At 68.9% G+C, this 21586-nt stretch carries 18 protein-coding genes and 2 pseudogenes; 10 read left to right on the top strand and 10 right to left on the bottom strand.

Going from position 1 to position 21586, the window contains the following annotated elements; translation table 11 throughout:
- Window positions 1-190: 190 nt before the first annotated feature.
- The gene (locus HYQ63_RS00910; RefSeq protein WP_179932049.1) at window positions 191-3391 is read right to left on the bottom strand and encodes a bifunctional cytochrome P450/NADPH--P450 reductase; all 3201 of its coding nucleotides are present in this window, start codon (window positions 3389-3391) and stop codon (window positions 191-193) included.
- Window positions 3392-3481: 90 nt separating this feature from the next.
- On the opposite strand from HYQ63_RS00910, the gene HYQ63_RS00915 reads away from it, so the two are divergent.
- Window positions 3482-4429 carry a zinc-binding dehydrogenase gene (locus tag HYQ63_RS00915; protein WP_257231504.1) on the top strand — a complete coding sequence of 316 codons (948 nt, stop codon included), beginning with the start codon at window positions 3482-3484 and terminating at the stop codon, window positions 4427-4429.
- Here HYQ63_RS00915 and HYQ63_RS45815 read toward each other — a convergent pair.
- On the bottom strand, window positions 4419-4736 hold the full coding sequence (locus HYQ63_RS45815; protein WP_179932050.1) for an NAD(P)-dependent oxidoreductase: 318 nt from the start codon (window positions 4734-4736) through the stop codon (window positions 4419-4421). The genes HYQ63_RS00915 and HYQ63_RS45815 overlap by 11 nt on opposite strands.
- A 423-nt stretch (window positions 4737-5159) precedes the next feature.
- On the opposite strand from HYQ63_RS45815, the pseudogene HYQ63_RS00925 reads away from it, so the two are divergent.
- From HYQ63_RS00925 to HYQ63_RS00935, 3 genes and pseudogenes are all read left to right on the top strand, one after another.
- Window positions 5160-6209: pseudogene (locus HYQ63_RS00925) on the top strand (MFS transporter); the annotation flags it as partial.
- Complete coding sequence (locus HYQ63_RS00930; protein WP_257232717.1) at window positions 6209-6436, top strand: hypothetical protein; 228 nt, start codon at window positions 6209-6211, stop codon at window positions 6434-6436. The pseudogene HYQ63_RS00925 and the gene HYQ63_RS00930, both read left to right, overlap by 1 nt.
- Before the next feature lie 47 nt (window positions 6437-6483).
- Entirely contained in the window at window positions 6484-7293 is an 810-nt protein-coding gene (locus HYQ63_RS00935) for a class II aldolase/adducin family protein (RefSeq protein WP_179932051.1), read from the top strand.
- A gap of 80 nt (window positions 7294-7373) precedes the next feature.
- Here HYQ63_RS00935 and HYQ63_RS00940 read toward each other — a convergent pair whose 3' ends face one another.
- Window positions 7374-7598, bottom strand: coding sequence for a hypothetical protein (locus HYQ63_RS00940; RefSeq protein WP_257231505.1), 225 nt, complete (start codon window positions 7596-7598; stop codon window positions 7374-7376).
- A 345-nt stretch (window positions 7599-7943) separates the two neighbouring features.
- Here HYQ63_RS00940 and HYQ63_RS45820 point away from each other — a divergent pair, with 345 nt between their 5' ends.
- The gene (locus HYQ63_RS45820; RefSeq protein ID WP_373689002.1) at window positions 7944-8255 is read left to right on the top strand and encodes a helix-turn-helix domain-containing protein; all 312 of its coding nucleotides are present in this window, start codon (window positions 7944-7946) and stop codon (window positions 8253-8255) included.
- Here HYQ63_RS45820 and HYQ63_RS00950 read toward each other — a convergent pair.
- The 5 genes and pseudogenes from HYQ63_RS00950 to HYQ63_RS00965 form a co-directional block, all read right to left on the bottom strand.
- Entirely contained in the window at window positions 8150-8773 is a 624-nt protein-coding gene (locus HYQ63_RS00950) for a TetR/AcrR family transcriptional regulator (RefSeq protein ID WP_179932052.1), read from the bottom strand. The genes HYQ63_RS45820 and HYQ63_RS00950 overlap by 106 nt on opposite strands.
- A 207-nt stretch (window positions 8774-8980) precedes the next feature.
- Window positions 8981-9319 carry a hypothetical protein gene (locus tag HYQ63_RS44225; RefSeq protein WP_257231506.1) on the bottom strand — a complete coding sequence of 113 codons (339 nt, stop codon included), beginning with the start codon at window positions 9317-9319 and terminating at the stop codon, window positions 8981-8983.
- 877 nt (window positions 9320-10196) lie between these two features.
- Window positions 10197-10489: pseudogene (locus tag HYQ63_RS45825) on the bottom strand (hypothetical protein); the annotation flags it as partial.
- Window positions 10490-10550: 61 nt separating this feature from the next.
- On the bottom strand, window positions 10551-12335 hold the full coding sequence (locus HYQ63_RS00960) for an ABC transporter ATP-binding protein (protein ID WP_179932053.1): 1785 nt from the start codon (window positions 12333-12335) through the stop codon (window positions 10551-10553).
- A 74-nt stretch (window positions 12336-12409) separates the two neighbouring features.
- The gene (locus HYQ63_RS00965; RefSeq protein WP_179932054.1) at window positions 12410-12625 is read right to left on the bottom strand and encodes a hypothetical protein; all 216 of its coding nucleotides are present in this window, start codon (window positions 12623-12625) and stop codon (window positions 12410-12412) included.
- Between the two features lie 320 nt (window positions 12626-12945).
- Between HYQ63_RS00965 and HYQ63_RS00970 the strand changes: the two genes are divergently transcribed.
- Window positions 12946-14076 carry a DUF418 domain-containing protein gene (locus tag HYQ63_RS00970; RefSeq protein ID WP_179932055.1) on the top strand — a complete coding sequence of 377 codons (1131 nt, stop codon included), beginning with the start codon at window positions 12946-12948 and terminating at the stop codon, window positions 14074-14076.
- A 608-nt stretch (window positions 14077-14684) separates the two neighbouring features.
- Here the strand turns inward: HYQ63_RS00970 and HYQ63_RS45830 are convergent.
- Window positions 14685-15065, bottom strand: coding sequence for a recombinase family protein (locus HYQ63_RS45830; protein ID WP_373689003.1), 381 nt, complete (start codon window positions 15063-15065; stop codon window positions 14685-14687).
- A 757-nt stretch (window positions 15066-15822) separates the two neighbouring features.
- Window positions 15823-16113 (bottom strand): hypothetical protein, encoded by a 291-nt coding sequence (locus tag HYQ63_RS00980; protein ID WP_257232551.1) that lies wholly within the window; start codon window positions 16111-16113, stop codon window positions 15823-15825.
- Between the two features lie 766 nt (window positions 16114-16879).
- Here HYQ63_RS00980 and ccrA point away from each other — a divergent pair.
- The 4 genes from ccrA to HYQ63_RS01000 all read left to right on the top strand — a co-directional run bounded on the left by ccrA (window position 16880) and on the right by HYQ63_RS01000 (window position 21552).
- The gene (gene ccrA / locus HYQ63_RS00985) at window positions 16880-18223 is read left to right on the top strand and encodes a crotonyl-CoA carboxylase/reductase (RefSeq protein WP_179932056.1); all 1344 of its coding nucleotides are present in this window, start codon (window positions 16880-16882) and stop codon (window positions 18221-18223) included.
- 127 nt (window positions 18224-18350) lie between these two features.
- Window positions 18351-19139, top strand: coding sequence for a thioesterase II family protein (locus tag HYQ63_RS00990; RefSeq protein WP_179932057.1), 789 nt, complete (start codon window positions 18351-18353; stop codon window positions 19137-19139).
- Window positions 19140-19149: 10 nt separating this feature from the next.
- Window positions 19150-20331, top strand: coding sequence for a cytochrome P450 (locus tag HYQ63_RS00995; protein WP_179932058.1), 1182 nt, complete (start codon window positions 19150-19152; stop codon window positions 20329-20331).
- A gap of 48 nt (window positions 20332-20379) precedes the next feature.
- Window positions 20380-21552, top strand: a complete 1173-nt coding sequence (locus tag HYQ63_RS01000; RefSeq protein WP_257231508.1) for a cytochrome P450 — start codon at window positions 20380-20382, stop codon at window positions 21550-21552.
- Window positions 21553-21586 lie beyond the last annotated feature (34 nt).

A 21586-nucleotide genomic window follows, 5' to 3' on the forward strand; every position in this document is an offset into this window, starting at 1 on the left:
CCCCTGCGAGGAGTTGGGGACAACCACCGGTCCTCGGCGGAGCGCCGAGCGTGCAACAAGCATGAGGACCTCACGAGTCAGGGGGCACGGGCCGCTTTTCGGGACCCGGGCCACGGACGCGTTGGACGTCCGTGGCAGGTCGATCGGGGATCCGGTGCGGTGGACTGCTGCCGCCGCGCCGTGGGGGCGGTCAGCCGGCCCAGACGTCCTCCACGTAGTGACCGGACTCGGTCAGGGCGGCCAGCCAGGCGGTGGCCTCGTCGTCGCCCGCGCCGGTGCGGTCCCGGTAGATCGCCATGAACGCCTCCCGCACTGCCGGGGCCATCCGACGGCCGTCCCCGCAGATGTAGACCCGGCCGTCGGCCTCCAGCACGGCCCAGACCTCGTCGCTCTCCTTCGCGATGCGGTCCTGGACGAAGCGGGCGCCGTCTTCGGGGGCGCAGCTGTAGGTGGGCCGCATACTGACGGCTCCGGCGGCCTCGGCCGCCTCGAATTCCTCGCGGTGGAGGTAGTCGACGTCGGGATGGTCGCAGCCGAAGTAGCACAGCAGCGTTCCGGTGGACCGGGTGTGGTGGCGGTCCAGGACGGCGCCCCGGAACGGTGCCAGACCCGTGCCCGCGCTGACCAGGATCACCGGCACGGACTCGTCCTGGGGCAGGCGGAATGCCTCGCTGCAGGGCAGCACGCGGGCCTGGAGGGTGTCCCCGGCCGTCACGGTCTGGAGGTAGTGCGAGGCGATGCCGTGGAAGGTGCCCTCGCCGGCGCGGTGGGGCGCGGCGAGCAGCGACACCATCAGGTCCACCTCACCGGGTGCCGCCCCGGCGGACGAGGAGATCGAGTAGTGGCGCGGGCGCAGCACCGGCAGCAGTTCCAGGAAGTGTTCGAACGGCAGCTCGCACGCACGGTAGCGCTCCAGCAGGTCCAGGACGCTGTGCCCGGCGGCGGTCACCTGCTCGCGGAAGACCTCCGGGTCCGCCGCGGCGAGTTCGGCCAGGGGGCGCTTCTCGGGCGGGCAGGCGGTGTGCTCGGCGAGCACGGCGACCTGCTCCTGGGTTGCGGGGTCCTGCAGTTCGACGAAGTCGGTGAGCAGGCGGCGCACGGTCAGCGGGCGGTCGACGGGCAGGGTGTTGCGGCTGCGCCTGCGGGCACGCAGCCGCACCGTGCGGTCCAGATCGAGGGCGAAGCGGTCGGCCACCCGCCGCACCAGACCCTGCGGGTTGCTCGGGAGCACGGCCAAGTGATCGCTGGTGCGGTAGGTGACACCCTCGGGCAGCCGCAGCCGCAGGAAGCGCTTGGAGCGGCCCAGCTCGTGGTCCATGTCGACCAGTTCGTACGCGTCCAGCACCTCCATCGGCTGGACGCCGTGCCGTGCCGCGAGCTGGCCGATGACCGAGTCGGTGGCGTCCTGGAGTTCGTAAAGTCCCTGGTCGTCCTCCGGTTCGGCGGCCGCCGCCGAGTCGCCGTACCGCTCCAGCAGGGCGGTCCGCAGGTCGCCCGTCCACCGGTCCACCGTGCCCGCGAAGTCCCCGGAGGCATCGGCTGCGCCGCGCTCCAGCAGTGACGTGGCACCGGCCTCCGCCAGGCGCTCGTCGATGAGGGTGGGGACGCGCTGATAGGTGGCTGCCCAGTTGCGGTCCCCGACGCCGAGCACGGCGTACTGGACGCCGTTGAGCGAACCGGGCTCCAGGCCCTCCAGCCACGTGACGAACTCGGCGGCGTCGTCGGTGGGCCTGCCGTTGTAGGACGCGGCCACGATCACCACTGGTCCGTCACCGGCGGTCAGTTTACCCACGGCGTCGTTGAGCGGAGCGACGGACGGGGCGAACCCGTGCTCGTCACCGTCCGCCGCCAGATCGCGTGCGATGCCCGCACAGGTGCCCAGGTTGGAGCCGTGCAGCAGGGTCAGCACGGTGCCGGTGGCGCGTCGGGCCGCCGGCCCCTCCTGGCCGGCGGCGGCGCGGCTCGCGGCGACGGCGGGCAGACGGCGTTCGCCGCTGGTGCGCCGGGCGAGTTCGAGGGTGAGTTCGTCGGGCTTGATGGTGAGCGACTGCTTGATCTTCAGCTGGTAGTCGGCGTGGTCGATCAGCCGGTAGCGGTGTACCAGCAGGCCGAGCAGCAGGGTGGCCTCGTGCAGGGCGAACTGCCTGCCGATGCAGGCGCGTTCACCGTTGCCGAACGGCTTGAACAGGTGGACCGGGCGCGTCGCCTCCTGCTCGGGCGTGAAGCGGTCGGGGTCGAACAGCTCGAGGTTCTCTCCCCAGGCGGGGTCGCGGTGCAGGGCCGGGGTGAGCACCATCAGCGTCTCGCCCTTGCGCACGGCGTACTTGCCGCCGATGACGGTGTCCTCGACGGGCTCCACGGCGAAGGCGGGCGCGGTCGGCCACAGCCGCAGGCTCTCGCTGAGCACCTGGCGGATGTAGGTGAGTTTGCCGATGTCGCCGTAGTCGGGGTCCGGGGTGTCCGTGTCTCCCCACAAGGCGTCCACCTCGGCCTGGGCCCGCGCGAGCACCTCGGGGTGCTTGGTCAGGTAGTACAGGGCGAACGAGAGGGCCCCGCTGGTGGTCTCGTGGCCGGCGATGAGGAAGGTGATCACCTGGTGGCGGATGTTCACGTCGTCCAGCGGCTCGCCCGTCGCCGGGTCGGGGGTGTGCAGCATCCGGCCCAGCAGATCGTCCGTGCTCGGGTCGCCGGACGCCCTGCGCTGCCGGATCACCTCGTCGACCAGGTCCGTCATCAGCTCGGCGTCCTTGCGGAACTGATCGGCCTGCTTCCACTTGAACAGCTCCGTGCCCGGGATCGACTCGCCCTTGGCCTGGGTGAAGTGCAGTGCCCGCGACATGGCGTCGACGAACGGGTGCGGCTCGTCCTTGCGGAAGGACTCGAAGTCGTAGTCGAAGCCGCACAGCCCGATCGTGTCGAAGGTCAGCCGGGTCATGTCCTCGGGGACGTCCACGGCCTGCGTCCCGGCAGCCCGGTCCCACTTGGCGATCAGAGAGCGGGCCACGCGGAGCATCGTCGCGTGGTAGCCGCGCATCGCCCCGAGTGAGAACGCCGGCATCAGGATGTCGTGCGCCTTCTGCCAGTTCGTCTCGTGGTTGAAGGCGGTGAACAGTCCGTCCCCGGCGATCTGGCGGATCTCGACCAGGTCAGGGTGCACGTTCTTGCGGAACCGGGTCTCGTCCGACAGCTCCTTCACCAGATCCAGGCCGCCGATGATGATGGTCTCGGTCCCGAAGACGCGGACCCGGAACACCGGCCCCAGCTCCTTGACCTCCTTCATCAGGTGGACGAGGCCGTCGGCACCGCTCGGGATGTCGAGGACGTGGCCGATCAGGGGCAGCGCAGGACGCTCAGGGATCGCCTGGGCCGTCTCAACGGACGCGTGAGTCATGAGCGTGCCTTTCGTTCCGCACCGGTAAGTCGCTTGGGGATCAAGCTACACACGACATTGTCAAATGACAATGTCGATTGAATGTGTTGCATGACACGGTCGCCCGACAGAGCCAGGCGGGGTGCGGAACTTGAGCGGATCGACGACTTCGACGCGGTCGCGAACAGCCGGGCGGTCACCCTCGGCCACGAGGTCGCGGGCGTCGTCCACACGCTCGGCCCGGACGTGCAGGACATATGGGCACCAGGTCAGCGGGTGGTGCTCCAGGCGGGGCAGGCGTGCGGGGAGTGCGGAGGCTGTCTGCGCCGCATGTCATGCCGGCAGCCACTGACGCGCGGCGTGGACTACGACGGGGGCTGGGCCCAGTACGCCGTCGCTCGCGAGGACACCCTGCTTCCGATCCCGGACGACCTGCCCTTCGACCAGGCCGCGATCATCCCCGACGCGGTTTCCACCCCGTACGCCGCCATCGTGGGGGCGGGCGCGGTCCGGCCCGCGCAGGCGGTCGGCATCTGGGGTGCGGGCGGCCTGGGCGCACACGGCATCCGGCTCGCCCGCATGGTCGGTGTGGCCCCGATCATCGCCGTCGACCCGCTGTCCACCGCGCGTGAACGCGCCCTCGCCTTCGGGGCGGACGTCGCGCTGGACCCGACCTCGGCGGACTTCGCCGAGGCGGTGGAGGAGGCCACGGGCGGACGGGGCATTCAGGTCGCGTTCGACTTCGCGGGCGTCCCCGCGGCCCGCGCACAGGCCACCGCCGCGCTCGGTCCCGAGGGGGTCCTGGTCCTGGCAGGGCTCACGCCGGAGCCGATCACCATCGGCGACAGCATGGGCTTCTGCTTCCAGGGCAACCAGATCCGCGGCCACTACGGCTCCGGGCCCGAGCACGTGGAAGAGCTCATCGACCTGGCCTCCGCCGGACGGATCGACCTGGCCCCGTCCATCACCGCCCACGTACCCCTGGCCGACGCGGCGGACGCCGTCGCACGCCTGGAGAAGAAGATCGGCGACCCGATCCGGCTCGTACTCACGCCCTGACTCCGCGACCCCGCGCAGTCAGCGGCACATGGAGCGACACGAAGTCGCTGGTCCCTACGAGTTCATCCCACTCGGTGTGCTGGACCCTGTCGACGAGATGTCCGAGCCGCTCGGGAGGCGCGGGGCCGCTGCGTGCGGTGTAACGCACCGTCACGCCGAACCCGAGCGCACGTTCTGCGGTTGCCCGGGCGATCCGGCCGAAGCCGACCAGGCCGAGTGCGGTACCACTGACATCGCAGCAGCTTGTGAACGACAGCCAGCCCCCGGGCGACCCGGAGCATCGCCCGAAGGTACGGAGCCTGAACACCGGGGACGTTCACGTGTACGCCGACAACCCGGGCAGACGGACCAGCGGGACCGGATCATGAAGTGCCCGGACCCCCACAGTGGATCCACACAGCCACCTGGTGATCATCCCGTCGGCCGAGGCGCCCACGCGATAGCTGCGCTCTCCCGGCAGAGGTACATGGGTCGCCGATCCCGTCGCAGCGCCCACTTGCGGGTGCCCGCGGCAAGCAGCGCCCGCGCAGTATCCCCCGGCGCAGCAAGCGAGCACGCCACGGGCCGACGCATCTCACATCAGCTACGTGGCGCCGGGCTCGGTCTATCGCCTTTGTCGAAGGATACAGTCAGTCGAACGGATGCTCGCGGCATTCCCTGCCGTTCCGTGCACCCGCCCCCTGCCCGCAGGGGCATTGCGCGGACCCCCTTCGCGAAAGGACCCCAGCTCATGCGTGTGTTCATAAACGAACCGGTCGAGAGAAGGAACGGGCCCTACGCCCGGCACTGGGGGCTCTGCTCGTGCTCTGTCTGAGCCTGCTGTTGATCGTGATGGCCAACACCGCCCTCACGGTCGCGGCTCCCGCCATGACCCAGGACCTCGGCCTGTCCAGCACGGACCTGCAGTGGGTGATTGACGGCTACACCATCCCTTACGCCGCCCTGATGCTGCTGTTTGCTGCGATCGGCGACAAGTACAGCCGACGCGACGCGCTCGTTCTCGGGCTCGTCCTGTTCGGCGGCGGAGCAATATGGGATTCACTCGTCGACAGTGCGACCGGAGTCATGGCGGCCCGTGCGGTGATGGGTGTCGGTGCGGCGGTCATCATGCCCGCCACGCTCTCCCTCCTCGCCGCGACCTTCCCGCGCGCCGAGCGGACCAAGGCGATCACCTTGTGGGCGGGCACCGCCTTCGCCATCGCCGCCGGCCGCTGATCGCGGGCATGCTGTTGGAGAGCTTCAGTCGGAAGTCCACCTTCCTGATCAACGTTCCCGTGATCGCCCTCGCCATCGTCGGCGTCTTCGTCCTGGTACCGCCGTCCAAGGCCACGCACGCGCCGCGGATCGACTACGTCGGTGGACTGCTGTCGGTGGTGTGGATCGCCGCGCTGGTCTTCACACTCATCGAGGCCCCGCACGGCTGGGACGCCAAGGCGGTCACGGGCACGGTCATCGGGGTCGCGGGGCTCGTGGCGTTCGGCCTCTGGGAGCTGCACCACCCGCACCCCCTCCTCGACCTGCGCCGCTTCGCGAACCGCGCGTTCACGGGTGCCACATCGCCGCCGTACTGTTCTTGCTCGCGGTCTTCGGCGCCTTTTTCTACCTCACCCAGCACCTCCAGTTCGTCCTGCAATACGACGCGTTGGAGACCGGCATACGCATGCTGCCGCTCGCCGGCGCGGTCTTCGCCGGCTCCGTGCTGACCGGCTACCTCACCCCGCGCATCGGCATGAAAGCGACGATCGTCGCGGGCATGGTCGGCGGCACGATGGCACTCGCATGGCCCTCGGCCTGCCCATGGGCGGCTGGAAGGGATCGTGCCTCGGCGTCAGGCACGGTGCCGAAGGTATCCGGAAGTACACCAAGCCCCAGGCGGTCTCCGTGAACCGGTTCCCGATGCGCCGCGATATGCACATGCTCCCCTTCGACGCCTCGTCCTACCGCTTCATCCTGCGCTTGGTGACCGCCATGTACGGCAACCGCCTGCCCCCCCCCCGCAACAAGTAGCTGCGTCACGTGGCCACGCCATCACCCGTTCATGAGAGGTCAGATCCATGTCCGTGACACCCACCGCCGCCCCGCACGCGTCCGTCGGAGCGATGCCCGAAGGCGTCTCCCTGCCGTTGCCCCAGAAGAACCTGAGCATGGACGAGGAGCGTCAGGCCCGGAAGCAGGAACTCGCGGCGGCTTTCCGGCTCTTCGCGCGCTTCGGTTTCTCCGAGGGGGTCGCCGGGCACATCACGGCCCGCGATCCGGAGAACCCTTCGGCTTTCTGGGTCAACCCGTTCGGGATGTCGTTCAGCCAGATACGGGTCTCTGACCTGATCCTGGTCGACCACGACGGCACGCTCCTCGAAGGCAGGCGCCCGGTCAACAACGCCGCGTTCTGCATCCACTCCGAAGTGCACCGTGCGCGGCCCGACGTGGTCGCGGCCGCCCACATCCACTCTGTGCACGGCAAGGCGTTCTCCAGCCTCGGGATCCCCTTGGCCCCGATCACGCAGGACTCCTGTGCCTTCTACGAGGACCACGGCATCTACTCGGACTACCGCGGCGTGGTGAACGACACCGAGGAGGGTCGCAAGATCGGCGTGGCCCTGGGTGACCGCAAGGCGGTTGTCCTGCAGAACCACGGACTGCTCACGGTCGGGGCGTCCGTGGCCGAGGCAGCCTGGTATTTCATCACGATGGACCGCTCGTGCCAGGCCCAGCTGCTGGCCATGGCCGCGGGCGAGCCGAAACTCATCGATGCCGAAACGGCACGGAGGGTTCGCGCCCAGGTCTCCGGAGAACCGCCGGACTGGTTCCAGTTCCGGCCCCTCTGGGACCAGGTCACCGCGGAGCAGCCGGATCTGTTCGACTGACCCGACCGGCGACGCGCAGATGGGAGGGGACAGGCGCCGGCCTGTCCCTTCCCCTGCGAGGTGGCTGCGCGCCCGACCCTCTACTCCGCCTTCTCGGTGAGGGTCTCGAGGTGCTGGCCGACAAGGCGGAGCACATCGAGGCTGGACTCGCTGTTGCGGTCGACAAGCCAGCACAGGGCGGTCCCGTCAAGGACGGAGTTCAAGTAGCGGGCCAGGACGGGCAGCGGGACGGTCCACTGGATACCGGCGCTCTGGGCATGAGCGTCGTCGGCGTTGAGGCAGTGGCGTTCCTGGCGGGGTGACACGGTCGATCGACAACAGAAACCCTGTCGCGGCAGATGTGAGGATCGGCTGGGAGGAGGCGTAGGCCAGGGGTGCGTGGTCGTCTTGGGCGTCACTGAACTGGGTGGTGGCGACGCCGATGCTGCCGAAGGCGGCCGAGGCGACGCCGGTCGTGTACGCCTCCCGGGCAATGTGGGCGGCGCGGTCCCCTCGTGCGCCAGGGTCTGCGCTATGCCGACATCTGCCGAGCAATGAGCGGGTCCGGACGTGGACCACGGGTGTGAGTGTTCATGGTGTGCCTCCTGTGGGGATGTGCTTCACCGAGATGGTCGGTTCGCCGCCGCTCGCCTATGGGAATTCGGTGGCGCATGACCTGCGCGGGGCGCCCCCTGCGTGAGGACAACTCCCCGCTGCACGCGATCGCCCAACGCGTCGGTTACACCTCGGAGTTCGCCTTCGCCAGAGCCTTCAAGCGCGAGTACGGCGTGGCGCCGGGGCAGTACCGCACGAGCTGGCACCCTGAGGTCCAGGGGCCCCGGAACCAGACTCCACCGCCGGTTGCCGTCGAGCTCGGTCAGAACGCCGGGAGGGCCACGAGATTCAGCTGGCCGCGTGCCAGCGCCACAACGGCGGCGATGAACGCTTGCAGGCAAGTTGCCTCAGCCCCTTCGTCGGGGTAGGTCAGGCGCTGCATAACGAGCCCGTCGAATCCGGAGAGGAAAAACCGCGCGACTGTTTCCGCGGGCTGGGCCAAGGGTTCACCTGCGCGCTCGGCCGCCTGCGTCACGAGCCTCGCCGTCACTTCGACCACGCCACGATAGTGGCTCTCAAGGGCTTCGTTGAGCGCGGGCGCGCGGAGTGCGAACATGCTCAGCTCCTCAAGGAGGAGGTGGTGGCCTGGCTTCTCGCGCACCGTGCTCCAGAGGACTGAGGCCAATGTGCCGACCGTCTCCTCGAATCCGGCATCGTCCGGAACGGCCTGCTCGACCTGCGCCAGCAGCTCCGCCGTGAGCTGTTCCATGACGGCGCGGTAAAGCCCTTCCTTCGTGCCGAACGTGTAGTGCACGGTGGCTTGAGCGACGCCCAGTTCGGTGGCGATGGCACGTGTGCTTCCGGCCGAGACTCCTTCTCTCGTCATGAGGTCGATGGCTGCTTTGATCAGTTGAGGGCGGCGCTCGGCCGCTGGGACATGAGCCATGGATTCATACTACCGACTTAGTCTCACGAGCAAGTCGATGGACAAGCAGCTGCTGGTTCCCCGATCGTGGGCGGGGCCGCCGTCCCCGCGGCCGACCCCGTCTTCCCTTCGCCCAGGGCATATGTCGTTTCCACGCCATTGAGAGTGGGCAGCAGCCCACACGCACGAGCCTGGCGATGACGGGGATCGGCCTGTTTTCGCGCCTTCTCAGGCGGCGGGCACATTCTGGGTCTGTCGCCCTCCGGGCTGCATCGCGCTGGCGACTGTCATCTTCAGCAAGGGCAACGAGGCGACGAACGTGCCGAGTGCCAGCACAATACTGAGCACATTGGCCCCTGCTGCGTCGAGTACGGCACCTACGGCCAGCGGTCCGATACCGCTTCCCAGCGCACCCGCCCCGCCGAGAGAAGCGACCAGGCGTCCAGTCGGGTCGATGACCGCCGCGGCGGCGAGCATCTGCACCAGGACGGCCATCTGGCATCCCTGCCAGAGGACGGCGGCGATGACGAACAGCACGGGGTCGTGGGTGAAGACCAGGGCTGCCATCGCCAGGGCCTGGGCGGCGGCCGAGAACCGAGGCGTACGACCATGCGCCCTGGGTGACGGCCCACAGGAGCGCGGTACCGCCGGGCAAGATCAGCGAAGGCCTTGCTGTACTCGGCATTGCTTTGGCAGCCGGCTCGGCGGGCACATCATACCCCGATGCCGCGGGACCCTCGGGAAGCCTGCGCACCAGGGGCCAGGCGAGCAGACAGCACAGCCCCATGAGCAGGAAACCCACTCCCTCGCCCACATCGTGGGTGAGGGCGGATACCGCCATGATCAGCAACGCTGAGACACCGACAGTCCAGGAGATGGTGACCGAGGACGCCTTGTCCGCGTCGTCGGTCGCGGCAAGCGCGGCCGTGGCCGCCGCGTACACAGCACCCAGCCCCGCTCCCAGTACCAGGTAGCCAGGATCAGGGTCGCCACGTCGGGCGCCACGGTGGCGGCCACAAAACCGACTCCGGCGACAGCCAGACCGAGACGGGCCATCTTGACGCGTCCCGGTCGCGCAGCCCGTTTGGCCAGCAACAGTGTGAGGACAGCGGTCGCCATGAGCTGGGTTGCGGCCACGAGCCCGGCGCCGGAATCCGACATCGCGAAACGCGACGCGAAGTCGTCGACGAAGACGGGCATCACGTTGGATCCGCCACTGCCCAGAGTCACACTCCCGCTATGAGCGCCACCGCGACGCCGAAAGTCGGCACGGAGCCGTTATGCGCCTTCACCGGATGCCCCCTTCTGGGAAACGAAACGATGAGCGTGCGCTGCTCGTCCGCAACTCGCCGAGTGTGCAATGACCATAAGACCCTCGCAGGTTGTCTGGGCAGGCGACAAAGATGCCTCAGGCCGCCCGCGTTCGGGGGCGCCGTCCGGGCACTCAGCCCGCCCAGACGTCCTCGACGTAGGCCCCGGACTCGATCAGCGCGGCCAGCCAGGCAAGCGGCCTCCGCGTCGTCGGCACCGGTGTGCTTGCGGTAGATGGCCGTGAACGCCTCCCGCACAGCGGGGGCCATGCGGCGGCCGTCACCGCAGATATAGACGCGCCCCCCGTTTTCCAGAACGGCCCAGACGGACGTCGTCGCTCTCCTGGGCGGTGCGGTCCCGGACGAAGCGGGCACCGTCCTCGGGAGCGTGACTGAAGGCGGGGCGCAGGCTGACGGCGCCGGCCGCGCGTGTGGTTGTCCGGCCGAAATGGGGCAGTGGACGGCCGGACAACCCTGCGTGTGGTGGGTCATCGCGCGGGGGCCAGCAGCTGGGTGGCCGCCAGCTGCGCGTACAGCCGGTCCTGGGCCACCAGTTCCTCATGGGTGCCCACCGACCGAACTCGGCCGGCCTCCATGACGACGATCCGGTCGGCACCTGCCACCGTCGACAGGCGGTGCGCCACCACCAGCACGGTGGTCTCGCGGGCCAGCTCCGCGACGACGTCCCGCAGCGCCAGCTCGTTGACGGTGTCGAGCTGCGAGGTCGCCTCGTCAAGGAGCAGCAGTCGGGGCTTGCGCAGCAGTGCACGGGCGATGGCGATGCGCTGCCGCTCGCCGCCCGACAGCTTCGAGCCGCGGTGTCCGACCGGGGTGTCCAGGCCGTGGGGCAAGCGGTCGACGAGGGTGTCGAGCTTCGTCCGTGCCAGGACCTCGCGGATGTCGTCGTCCGTTGCGCCGGGCGCCGCGAAGACCAGGTTCTCGCGCAGTGTACCGGCCAGCACAGGAGCGTCCTGCTCCACGTACCCGATGGCGGACCGCAGCTCGGACAGGGACCAGTCCTGTACGTCCCTGCCGTCGACCAGGATGCGGCCGACGGTGGCCTCGTAGAACCGCTCGATGAGCGCGAACACGGTCGACTTGCCCGCACCGGAGGGACCGACGAAGGCTGTCATTCCGGCGCCCGATACCTCGAAGCTCACCTGCTGATGGATGTACGGCTGGCCCGGACGGCGGAAGGACACGTCCTCGAAGCGGACCGACGCCGGGCCCGGCCCCGCTGCACCCTGCCTGGGCAGGGCGCCCTTCCGCCGGGCGGTCGGCTCCGTCGACAGGTGTTCCACCTGCGCGATCCGGGAAATTGCGGCTGCCCCCTCCTGATAGTGGGACACGGCGTCGACCAGCTTGGACACCGGTTCGATCAGGTAGAAGAGGTACAGCAGGAAGGCGATGAGGGTGGATACGGGGATCTCCCCGGACGCCACCCGTGCCCCGCCGATCGCGAGCACCGCGAGGAAGGCCAGCTGTACGGCGAGTTCGTCCGCCGAGCCTGCCACGGCCTCCCACTTCGCGCTCTTCACGCCGTGCCGCCACGCCCGCCGTGCCGCCGCATCCACCCGGGCGGACTCCCGCTCCTCGGCACCGGACGCCTTCACCGTGCGAAACGCCCCGAAGACCCGCTCCAGCGCGATGGAGATCTCCCCGACCGCCTCCTGCGACCGCTCGGTGGCCCGCGCGATCCTTGGCATCACCAGCGCGGCGGCCCCGCCGACCAGCACGACCACACCCAGCGTCACACCCAGCAGCACGACGTCCAGGAACGCCATCATCACGATCGCCGCCACGAAGGCCACCGCACCAGTGGCCGCGGAGACGACCGCCTGGGTGCTGACCGCCCGCAGCAGCGTGGTGTCCGAGGTGACCCGGGACATCAGATCACCCGGGGGAATCCGCTCCCACTCCGCGAGCCGCAGCCGCAGCAACCGCCCCACAAGGGTGCGCCGCGCGGCCAGGACCACCGACTCCGCTGTCCGCTCCAGCACATACGCGCCGAACGCCTCGACCGCCGTGCCCAGCACCACCAGCGCGGTGAGCGCGATCAGGATCCCGGCGATGGTCTCACCTGTCGCCAGCCGGTCCACCAGTGCTTTGGTGGCAAGCGGCTGCAGCAGTCCCCCGGCGGCCCCGACCAGGGCGCACAGCAGGCCGAGAGCGACGGCCCACCGGTGCGGGTGGACATACGCGTACAGTGCCTTGACCGTCTCTCGGGCGGACAGGGAAGTTTCATCCGTCGCCGGGGCGGATGCGGTGTTCACGACGTTCCTTTCTTCTGCAGTCTGCCGGGCACCGCATCAGCGGTCCGGTACACCAGTGCGTGAGATGCGTCGACTCAGGGGACGAATGCGGCCGCCCTCGTGGCGAGGGCGTGCACCAACGCTCCGGAGACCTCAGGACGCACGACGAACAGGACGAAGGCGCCCGCCGCCAGCGTCACGCCGAGGGACTCCAGAAACGCGCCGCCGCCAGGCATGACGTCCCGGCCTCGCGCTCCGGCCGATGCCCCGAGGGAAGTGTCGATCTCCTTGTGCCGCGCACGGTGTGTCATGCCTCCAGCCTGGAAGCCCGGTCGCCTCGCGCCCATCCGGCAACTGTCGGGTCAACCCCCGCCGAGTGGCTGGAGAAGACCGCCGCCTGGTCGCGCCGGACCGGTCGGGAGGAGACTCCGCCGGTCGGCAGGCTGGTACCCGCCGATCGGCGGGGCCGTTACCGCAGCCTGCCGGATGGTCCGCCTCCTGACGTCCACGCGAGATTCTCCGTATGACAAAGTCGCAGCCGCTGCAGGAGACGTCAGCTCCGCAGGAGAACTCGCCTCCGCAGCCCCGAACCTCCACCGAGTCCGCCGTGCCGGCTTCGCCCGGTCCCTCGATGGGACGCCTCGTCGGGGTGGACCTGGCCCGCGCGCTGGCGGTGTTCGGCATGTACGTCGTGCACATCGGTCCCCCGCTGTCGGCCACGGACGGCGTCGACAGCTGGGTCCGGTACCTGGCGGACGGTCACTCGTCGGTCCTGTTCGCCACCCTCGCCGGGTTCTCACTGATGCTGATCGCCGGCCGCCGGGAGCCGAAGACCGGCCTGGCCGGTCGGCAGGCGAAGGCCAGGATCGCGATCCGCGCCGTGGTCCTGCTGGCGCTGGGCACAGCGATGGCGATGGAATTCGGGGGAGTGATCATCCTCGGCTTCTATGGGGTCTACTTCCTGCTGGCCCTGCCCCTGGTACGACTGCGGGCCAGGACGCTCGCGATCACCGCCCTCGCCCTCGCCCTCGTCACACCGCAGCTGGCGTTCGCCCTGAGCTCGCTGCTGACTGAGCCGATCCAGCAGAGCATCAACGCCTACGACCCGCTCCACCGGCTCAGCGACGTGGGAGTGCTCGATCTGCTGCTCACCGGCTTCTACCCGACGATCACGTGGATTCCATTCGTGATCGCCGGTATGGCGCTGGCCCGCCTCGACCTGTCCGCGACCGCCGTCCAGCGGCGCCTGGCCGCGCTCGGCGCCGCCCTCACCGTGGCCGCGTACGGTATGTCCTTGCTGCTCGCCGGCAAAAGCGCGTTGAGGAGCATGGCGGAAGACGGGCCGTCGTCCGGTGGCTCGGTGCCCCTCGACAGCGGGTCGTTCGAACCCCAGGCATCGATGCTCTTGACGGCCGGACCGCACAGCGGCACCACGTTCGACATCATCGGCAGCGTGGGAGTCGCGATCCTCGTGATCGTGGGCGCGACGGTGGCGATGGACCGCCTGCCGCGACTGCGCCGCCTGGCCAAACCGGTCATCGCCGTGGGCACCATGTCCCTGACGGCCTACGTGGGGCACTTCGTCGCACAGTCCGCGCTGTCCATGCCCAGCGGGACCAGCACCCAGCAGTCCTGGGTGCCGCTGCTCATGTTTGTCCTCGGGGCGATCGTGTTCGCCGCGATCTGGTCCCGCTTCTTCCGCCGCGGGCCCCTGGAGTATCTGCTCAACGCCGCCACCAAACCGGCGAAGCACATCCGATGAGGCCCGTCCGGGGTGGGGCTCTCCTCCACATCCCACCCCGGCCTGGACCGCTCATGAATCCAGTTGTCACTGGGCGACCCGCGGCCTCCACCGGCTGCTCGACCGACAGCGTGCGAACGGCCGGAACTCCGTTCTCGGCGAGCCAGTCAGCCACGCGGACTTCATGATTGAAGTCGCGAGCGGGGGATTCAGTCCGTTGGCCCAGCGTCCTGAATCCGCAAGCCTGAAGAGATGTATCCGCAGGTCACAGACCTGCTCGACGGGGCGGGCGGGACTCGAACCCACGGCCGATTGACTATTAGTTCGCCGAACGCTTCGATCGCCTGCGGGCGCGCTTGCCGTAGGTGATGCGCCACTGGTCCGCTCCCGAGTTTGGTCAGGGCGTACCATGTCATTGCCTCGACCATGTCACTCATCCCGGTCGCTTCGGTGGGCTACTTCAGCGGCATATGAAGCCTTAGATGATCTCTTGGCCCAGCTTGTCGCGGTTGAGGTGCGGCCAGTTCCAGGCGGTGCTGGAGAAGATCCGCGTCCCGCGGACCGGTCCAGGCCGTCCGCCTGCGCAAAGACTCACGCGGCGGACGACCACCCGGCTCCGATGAAGAGCGCTACAAGAAGCGCAACACTTGGCGGCCCTTGGAGGTGACGAGCCTCTTGGCGATGTCGCGCAAACTCATCTCCTGGTCGCGCAGGTGGAGGGCCATGGACAGCATGTCGTTGTTGGTGACGCCCGCGCCGCCGATGGTCTTGCCGCGCTTGCGAGCGGACTCGCGGCCTTCCAGGGTGCGGTCGCGGATGTACTCACGCTCCATGCCGGACATGGCGGCGAGGACGGTGAACGCGATGCCGGAGGGATCGTGTGAGCCCTTCAGCTCCCCGGTGAGGAACTCCAGGCCGACGTCGCTCGCCTTCAGTTCCTCCGCGAGCATGGCCAGTTCGATGCCGCGGCCGAGTCGTTTGTGTTCGTGGACGACGAGGGTGACGCGCACGCCGGAGGAACGGATCTCCCCGGCGAGCTTGACGGCGGCCTCCAGCTCGGGGCACTTGGTGGCGCGGGTGGAGCTTCTCCGAGAAGACCCGGGTGACCCCGGCTTCGGCGAGGGAGTCCAACGGGGCGTCCAGGGACTGCCGCGCGGTCGAGGTGCGGGCGTACCCGAGGCAGACGTGCCCGACCGGCTCGGTGCCGGCGCTCGCGGGCCGGGGCAGCTCGGTCCAGACCGAGCCCGGCTTACGCACGGCGGGGGGCGGCACGTTTTCCAGAGGGCTTCCTCTTCCCAGACGTAGCTCCGTGGCATCCCAGGTCCCGATTCGGCCCGTCCTGGTGTCGGCTACGACTTGGGTAGGCCCCAGATTCCCAATGGCCATGGTCAACGCGTCAGGTTCGCGCCCGACCTCGTTTGTGATCGCGTCGATGTCGTACAGGTGGAACCCAGGCGGGACGATCGTGATGAGGCCGGACCCGTCGTGCCGTAACCACGAGAGCTCAACATCCTCCGGAAGGCGGGCCCCGATCCGTTCATACAGCCGATCCAATGCGGACCGGGTACATGGACCCGGAAGTTTCTCCTCGGGCGCATACGAGGCAAGCCACCGCTCGATCTTCACCCACGACTCATCGATCGCCGCCCTCGTACTCACTCCTTCAACGGTCACGGACATCCGGTCAGCACCAGAGCTCCGTCGCTGGCCCTCCCATTTTCGCGGTGCAGCACCGGTCTGCGCTATCCCGGCTTCCCAGGGCTGTGGTCAGGGGACGTCGCCCGACCAGGTGAAGCAGCTCGGGTCACCGGGGCGCGGGTCGTATAGCGCGCGGCCGCCGGGGAACTGTCCGAGCTCGGTGGGCCGGGCGGCACCGGTGGCGATCTCGTCCGGCGTCCAGCCCGTGACGTCCAGGGGCAGCCCGTCCAGCGGGCCGCCGGTCAGTTCGACGAAGGTGTGCCCCGGCCGCGGGCTCGGGTTGGGGTCGTCGTGGTCGTGGCCGCAGGGCTTCGGCGAGGCGGGTGACCCACTGGGCCGCGGTGGCGAAGCCCGCAACACCTCACTCACCCGAGCACGGGTCGCGCAGATCGTCGGCGCGCATCACGGCGGCTTCTACTCGTGGTCGGCGGGGTTCGTGGCGTAGGGGTGGACGGGGCAGCCAGGACCGAAGGAGGTTGGTCGACGCTTGCGCGCTGGAGCAGGTCCAGCTCGGGAGCGCGGCGAGCCGACCAGGGTCATCGCGATGTCGAGGCGGTCCAAGCGGTCCGCGGTTGACGCGTACGACGCCGTGCACGTCGCGGCGAACCAGCGGCGGGAATGGCCCTTCGCAGCGGACATCCGGACTGCTTCGGCATGATCAACCACGACGCGCTCATGGCCCAGGTGGCCCGGGCTGTGGTGGACCGGCCTATGCACGGTGGCCGACCGCCGGCAGGACACCCAGCCAGCATGTCCGCCGAGCCAGGGGCCCATACCGGCGTTGGAACACCGGCACCGGTCCACCGCGGACTGTGGGTCCGCCCGCCACCGCTTCCAGGCCCCGAGCGCCGCATCCGTCCGGTGAGCTGTCGTGAGAAAACACCTCAAAACAGGTGGCGACAGCACCCGGCACCCGGCACCCGGCACCCGGCACCCGCTCGATCACCCGAAACGAACCGACCCACACTTCGAGGCTAGTAATTTCCTGTGAATTGAGACGGTACCTTGCACGGGCCCGTTTCGGTGATCGTTGACGCGGCGCGCGTGGGGGGAACTGTCCACACTGTTCATGACGCGGGATTAGTCGAACACCTTGCTTTCATCCCGACCCGAGGACCGGAATCTCGTGAAAGAAATCATCAGCGCCGTCCTCTCCGATGACGCTGCCTCCGAAGACTTCGCCGCGCTCCCCGTACCCGATTCCTATCGCGGCGCGCTCACGCTGAAGGAGGAGGCCGGGATGTTCGAGGGGCTCGCTTCCTCGGACAAGGATCCGGAGAAATCGCTGCACATCAGCGAGGTTCCGACGCCGTCGCCCTGCGCCGGTGAGGTGCTGATCGCGGTCATGGCGAGCGCGATCAATTACAACACGGTGTGGAGCGCCATCTTCGAGCCGCTGCCGACCTTCGCCTTCCTGGAGCGCTACGCCAAGGCCGGGCCGGAGGGCGCCCGGCACGATCTGCCGTATCACGTCGTCGGATCCGACCTGTCCGGGGTCGTGCTGCGCACCGGGCCCGGAGTGCGGCGCTGGAAGCCCGGGGACCGGGTGGTGGCGCACTGTCTGTCGGTGGAGTTGGAGAGCTCCGACGGGCACAACGACACGATGCTCGACCCCGAGCAGCGCATCTGGGGCTTCGAGACCAACTTCGGCGGCCTCGCCGAGATCGCCCTCGTCAAGTCCAACCAGCTGATGCCCAAGCCGGCCCATCTGACCTGGGAGGAGGCGGCCTGCTCGGGGCTGGTGAACTCCACCGCGTATCGGCAGTTGGTGTCCCGGAACGGTGCAGGGATGAAGCAGGGCGACAACGTGCTGATCTGGGGCGCGAGCGGCGGACTCGGCTCGTACGCGACCCAGTTCGCGTTGCACGGCGGCGCCAACCCGGTCTGTGTGGTGTCATCGGACGCCAAGGCGGAGCTCTGCCGTTCCATGGGCGCCGAGGCCGTCATCGACCGCAGCGCGGAGGACTTCCGGTTCTGGTCGGACGAGCGGACTCCGAATCCGAAGGAGTGGAAGCGCTTCGGGAAGGGGATCCGCGAGCTGACCGGCGGCGAGGACGTCGACATCGTCTTCGAGCACCCGGGTCGGGAGACCTTCGGCGCGTCGGTGTACGTCACCCGCAAGGGCGGCACCATCGTCACCTGCGCCTCTACGTCCGGCTACACCCACGAGTACGACAACCGCTACCTGTGGATGTCGCTCAAGCGCATCGTCGGCTCCCATTTCGCCAACTACCGCGAGGCATGGGAGGCCAACCGTCTCATCGCCAAGGGAAAAATCCACCCCACCCTCTCCACCGTATTTTCGCTGGCCCAGACCCCGGCGGCGGTGCGGCGGGTCCATGAAAACCGTCACAGCGGCAAGGTCGGCGTACTGTGTCTCGCCCCGACCGAGGGCCTCGGCGTCCAGGACCCTCAGGCCCGCGCCCGTCACCTGCCATTCATCAACCGGTTCCGCGAAGTCGCCGAGTAGCGTCCCCCGACCTTCCCGCCGACCGCACCGAGGACGGACGGCCAAGACTAAGGATTTGCGGGTGCGGTTCGGACTCCACTGAAGGCAGCGCGACATCGCGATCTGGATCGGAAGGGACCGACGAGACTTGGAAACGAAGGACGACGCCACAACGGCCTGGATCCGCCGATATCACTCATCCGATGGCAGTACCGCGCGGCTCATCTGCTTCCCCCACGCGGGCGGTTCGGCCAGCTTCTTCCACCCGGTGTCGGCACGGTTCTCGCCCGAAGCCGACGTGGTGGCCCTCCAGTACCCCGGCCGCCAGGACCGACGCCGCGAGCCGTGCATCGAGGACATCGGCACGCTCGCCGACCTGCTCGTCGAGGAGATCCAGGCCCTCAGCGACAAGCCCACGGTCTTCTTCGGGCACAGCATGGGTGCGGTGCTGGCCTTCGAGACCGCCTTCCGGCTCGAACGGCAAGGGGTCAAACCGCCCAACGCGGTGATCGCCTCCGGGCGGCGCGCCCCCTCGACCCGCCGGGACGAGCAGGTACACAAGCGCGACGACAACGGCATCATCTCCGAGCTCAGGCTGCTCAACGGCACCGACTCGGCGGTGTTCGGCGATGACGAGCTGCTGAGGATGGCGCTGCCTGCGATTCGCGGCGACTACCGGGCGATCGAGACCTACGCCTGCGAACCGAGCCGGAAAGTTCGCTGTCCCATCACCGTCCTGACCGGCGACGCGGATCCGAAGACGACGCTGGAAGAGGCGATCGCCTGGCGACCACACACCGAGGGCTGGTTCCAGGTCAAGGTGTTCCCCGGGGGCCACTTCTTCCTCGCCGACCATCAGGCCGAGGTGAACGACGAGATCGCCAGAGAGCTCGAAGCCGCCCGGTCGGCGGAACAGAGCGCTCGGGCAGGACGTTGAGGAGAGGTCTGTGCCGACATCCCGAGAGCTGCCCGCCCTGACCACCGAGGCCCGGCCCGTGCTGGACCCGAGCCCGCTGCGGGAGTTGCGGGCGAGCGCTCCGGTCTGCCGGGTCCATACGCCGGCGGGTGACGAAGCCTGGCTGGTCACCCGGCATGCCGAGGTGAAGAAGCTGCTCCACGACGAGCGGCTGGGCCGCTCCCACCCGAGCCCGGAAACCGCTCCGAGGTACGTCAAGAACTCCCTGCTCGACCTGCTCGTCGCCGACGACCCGCAGGTTGCGCGCGAGGTGCACGCCCGGACACGCGCCCTGTTCACACCGAACTTCTCGGCAAAGCGCATCCGCGCTCTGCGCCCGCGAATCGAGGAGTTGGCGAGTGACCTGGTGGAGGAGTTGGCAGCGCAGGAACGGCCGGTCGACCTGCACGCGTACTTCTCGTCGCCGTTCTCCCTGCGGATCCTGTGCGAGCTGATTGGGGTGCCGGACGAGGACCGGGAGCGATGCGCGGCGCTGCTGGCCGGTATGGGCCAGATCGACACCGGGCAGTCCGTGGTTACCGGGCCAAAAGCCCTGTTCGGCTTACTCGCCGGGGTCTCTGCGCGCAAGCGGGCGGAGCCGGGCGACGATGTGATCTCCCGGATGTGCGAGGCGGGCATCCCGGACGACCATGCCGGTTCGCTGGCGGCGGTCCTGTTGTTCGCCGGGCTGGAGAGTGTCGCGACCCACATCGACCTCGGGGTGGTGCTGCTGTCAGCTCACCCGGAGCAGCGCGGCGCGGTGCTCCGGGATCCGGCCCTGCTGACCGGCACGGTCGAGGAGGTACTGCGGTCCGCCAAGCGAGCCGGGGCGACCTTGCCGCGGTACGCGAGCGAGGACATCGAGATCGCCGGTGTGACCATTCACGCCGGGGAGCTGGTACTGCTCGACTTCGCGCTGGCGAACTTCGACGAGCAGGCGTTCAGCGAGCCGGAGCTGTTCGACGTCACCCGCTCGCCGAACCCGCACCTGACCTTCGGCCACGGGATCTGGCACTGCGTCGGCGCGCCTCTGGCCCGGGTGGAGCTGAGCACCGCGTTCACCACCCTGTTCTCGAGGCTGCCCGGACTGCGACCCGCGGTCCCGTTGGACGAACTGCGGACGCGGGGTGGCGAGTTGGTCGGCGGCCTCGCCGAACTGCCGGTGACCTGGTAGCCGGGCCGGACCGGATTGCGAGAGCGGAGAGAAATGGGAACTGCTGACATGTCGGACGACGCGAAACTCGTCGACTTCCCGCTGAGACGGCCCGGTGACCCCCTCCCGCCCCAGCAGTACGAGGACTTCCGCGAGCGCGAGGGGCTGGTCTGGTCCACCATGCCCACTGGTGCCCGGGTCTGGCTGGTGACGCGATACGAGGACGTCCGCGCGGTGCTCACCAACCCGAAGATCAGCTCCAACCCGGGACACGAGGGCTTCCCCAGCCCCGGCCGGACCGGCGGGCCGCCCGCGCAGGACCAGGTGCCCGGCTGGTTCGCGGCGCTGGACCCGCCCGAGCACGACCGGTACCGCAAGGTCCTGATCCCGGAGTTCAGTGTCCGGCGCATCAGGGAGCTGCGGCCGCGGATCCAGGAGGTCGTCGACGACTGCGTCGAGGCGCTGCTGGCGAAGGGCAGCCCCGCGGACCTGGCTTCCGACTTCGCGGTGCCGATTCCCTCTCTGGTGATCTGCGCGCTGCTCGGGGTACCGCAAGCGGACCGTGGCTTCTTCGAGTCGCGTATCCGCGTCCTGGTCACGCTGAGCGCCACCGACGAGGAGCGCGACGAGGCGTCCAAACAGATCCTGCGCTACTTCAGCAGGATGATCGCCATCAGGAAGCGGCGCCCCGGCGACGACCTGATCAGCGTGATGATCAGGTCGGAGACAATGACTCCGATGGAGATCGGGGGCGCGGCGATGCTGCTGGTCATCGCCGGCCAGGAGACCACTGCGAACAACATCGCGCTCGGCGCGAGCACTCTGCTGTCGAACCGTCAGTGGATCGGCGACGACCGGGTGGTCGAGGAGCTGTTGCGCTACTACTCCGTCGCCGACCTGGTGCCGCTGCGCGTTGCCCTGGAGGACGTGGAGATCGCCGGACAGCTCATCAAGGCCGGTGAGGGCATCGCCCCGCTGGTCGCCGCGGCCAATCACGACGGTTCCGTGTTCTCCTGCCCGCACCAGTTCGACCCCGGGCGCTCGGAGCAGCACCACATCGCGTTCGGCTTCGGCCGCCATCTGTGTCTCGGGGCGCATCTGGTGCGCACCGAGATGGAGCTCGCCTACCGGACGCTGTTCGAACGGATCCCGACGCTGGAGCTGGCCCGACCCGTCGAGGAGTTGTCGTTCAGGAACAACGGCGTGCTGTTCGGCCTGGATTCGCTGCCGGTTCGCTGGTAGCCCCCTCTGTCCGTGCCCCTCCCTCCGATGAACA

The sequence above is a fragment of the Streptomyces sp. Rer75 genome (genome assembly GCF_013414305.1).
GTDB classification, from domain to species: domain Bacteria; phylum Actinomycetota; class Actinomycetes; order Streptomycetales; family Streptomycetaceae; genus Streptomyces; species Streptomyces himastatinicus.

Excerpts from the sequence above, each read along its gene's own strand:
- HYQ63_RS44225 (WP_257231506.1), bottom strand. The coding sequence starts at position 9,319 with ATGGCAGCCCTGGTCTTCACCCACGACCCCGTGCTGTTCGTCATCGCC.
- HYQ63_RS00970 (WP_179932055.1), top strand. The coding sequence starts at position 12,946 with ATGGGACGCCTCGTCGGGGTGGACCTGGCCCGCGCGCTGGCGGTGTTC.
- HYQ63_RS00950 (WP_179932052.1), bottom strand. The coding sequence starts at position 8,773 with ATGGCTCATGTCCCAGCGGCCGAGCGCCGCCCTCAACTGATCAAAGCA.
- HYQ63_RS45820 (WP_373689002.1), top strand. The coding sequence starts at position 7,944 with ATGACCTGCGCGGGGCGCCCCCTGCGTGAGGACAACTCCCCGCTGCAC.
- HYQ63_RS00910 (WP_179932049.1), bottom strand. The coding sequence starts at position 3,391 with ATGACTCACGCGTCCGTTGAGACGGCCCAGGCGATCCCTGAGCGTCCT.
- HYQ63_RS01000 (WP_257231508.1), top strand. The coding sequence starts at position 20,380 with ATGTCGGACGACGCGAAACTCGTCGACTTCCCGCTGAGACGGCCCGGT.
- HYQ63_RS00930 (WP_257232717.1), top strand. The coding sequence starts at position 6,209 with ATGGCCCTCGGCCTGCCCATGGGCGGCTGGAAGGGATCGTGCCTCGGC.
- HYQ63_RS00965 (WP_179932054.1), bottom strand. The coding sequence starts at position 12,625 with ATGACACACCGTGCGCGGCACAAGGAGATCGACACTTCCCTCGGGGCA.
- HYQ63_RS00915 (WP_257231504.1), top strand. The coding sequence starts at position 3,482 with ATGACACGGTCGCCCGACAGAGCCAGGCGGGGTGCGGAACTTGAGCGG.
- HYQ63_RS00935 (WP_179932051.1), top strand. The coding sequence starts at position 6,484 with ATGTCCGTGACACCCACCGCCGCCCCGCACGCGTCCGTCGGAGCGATG.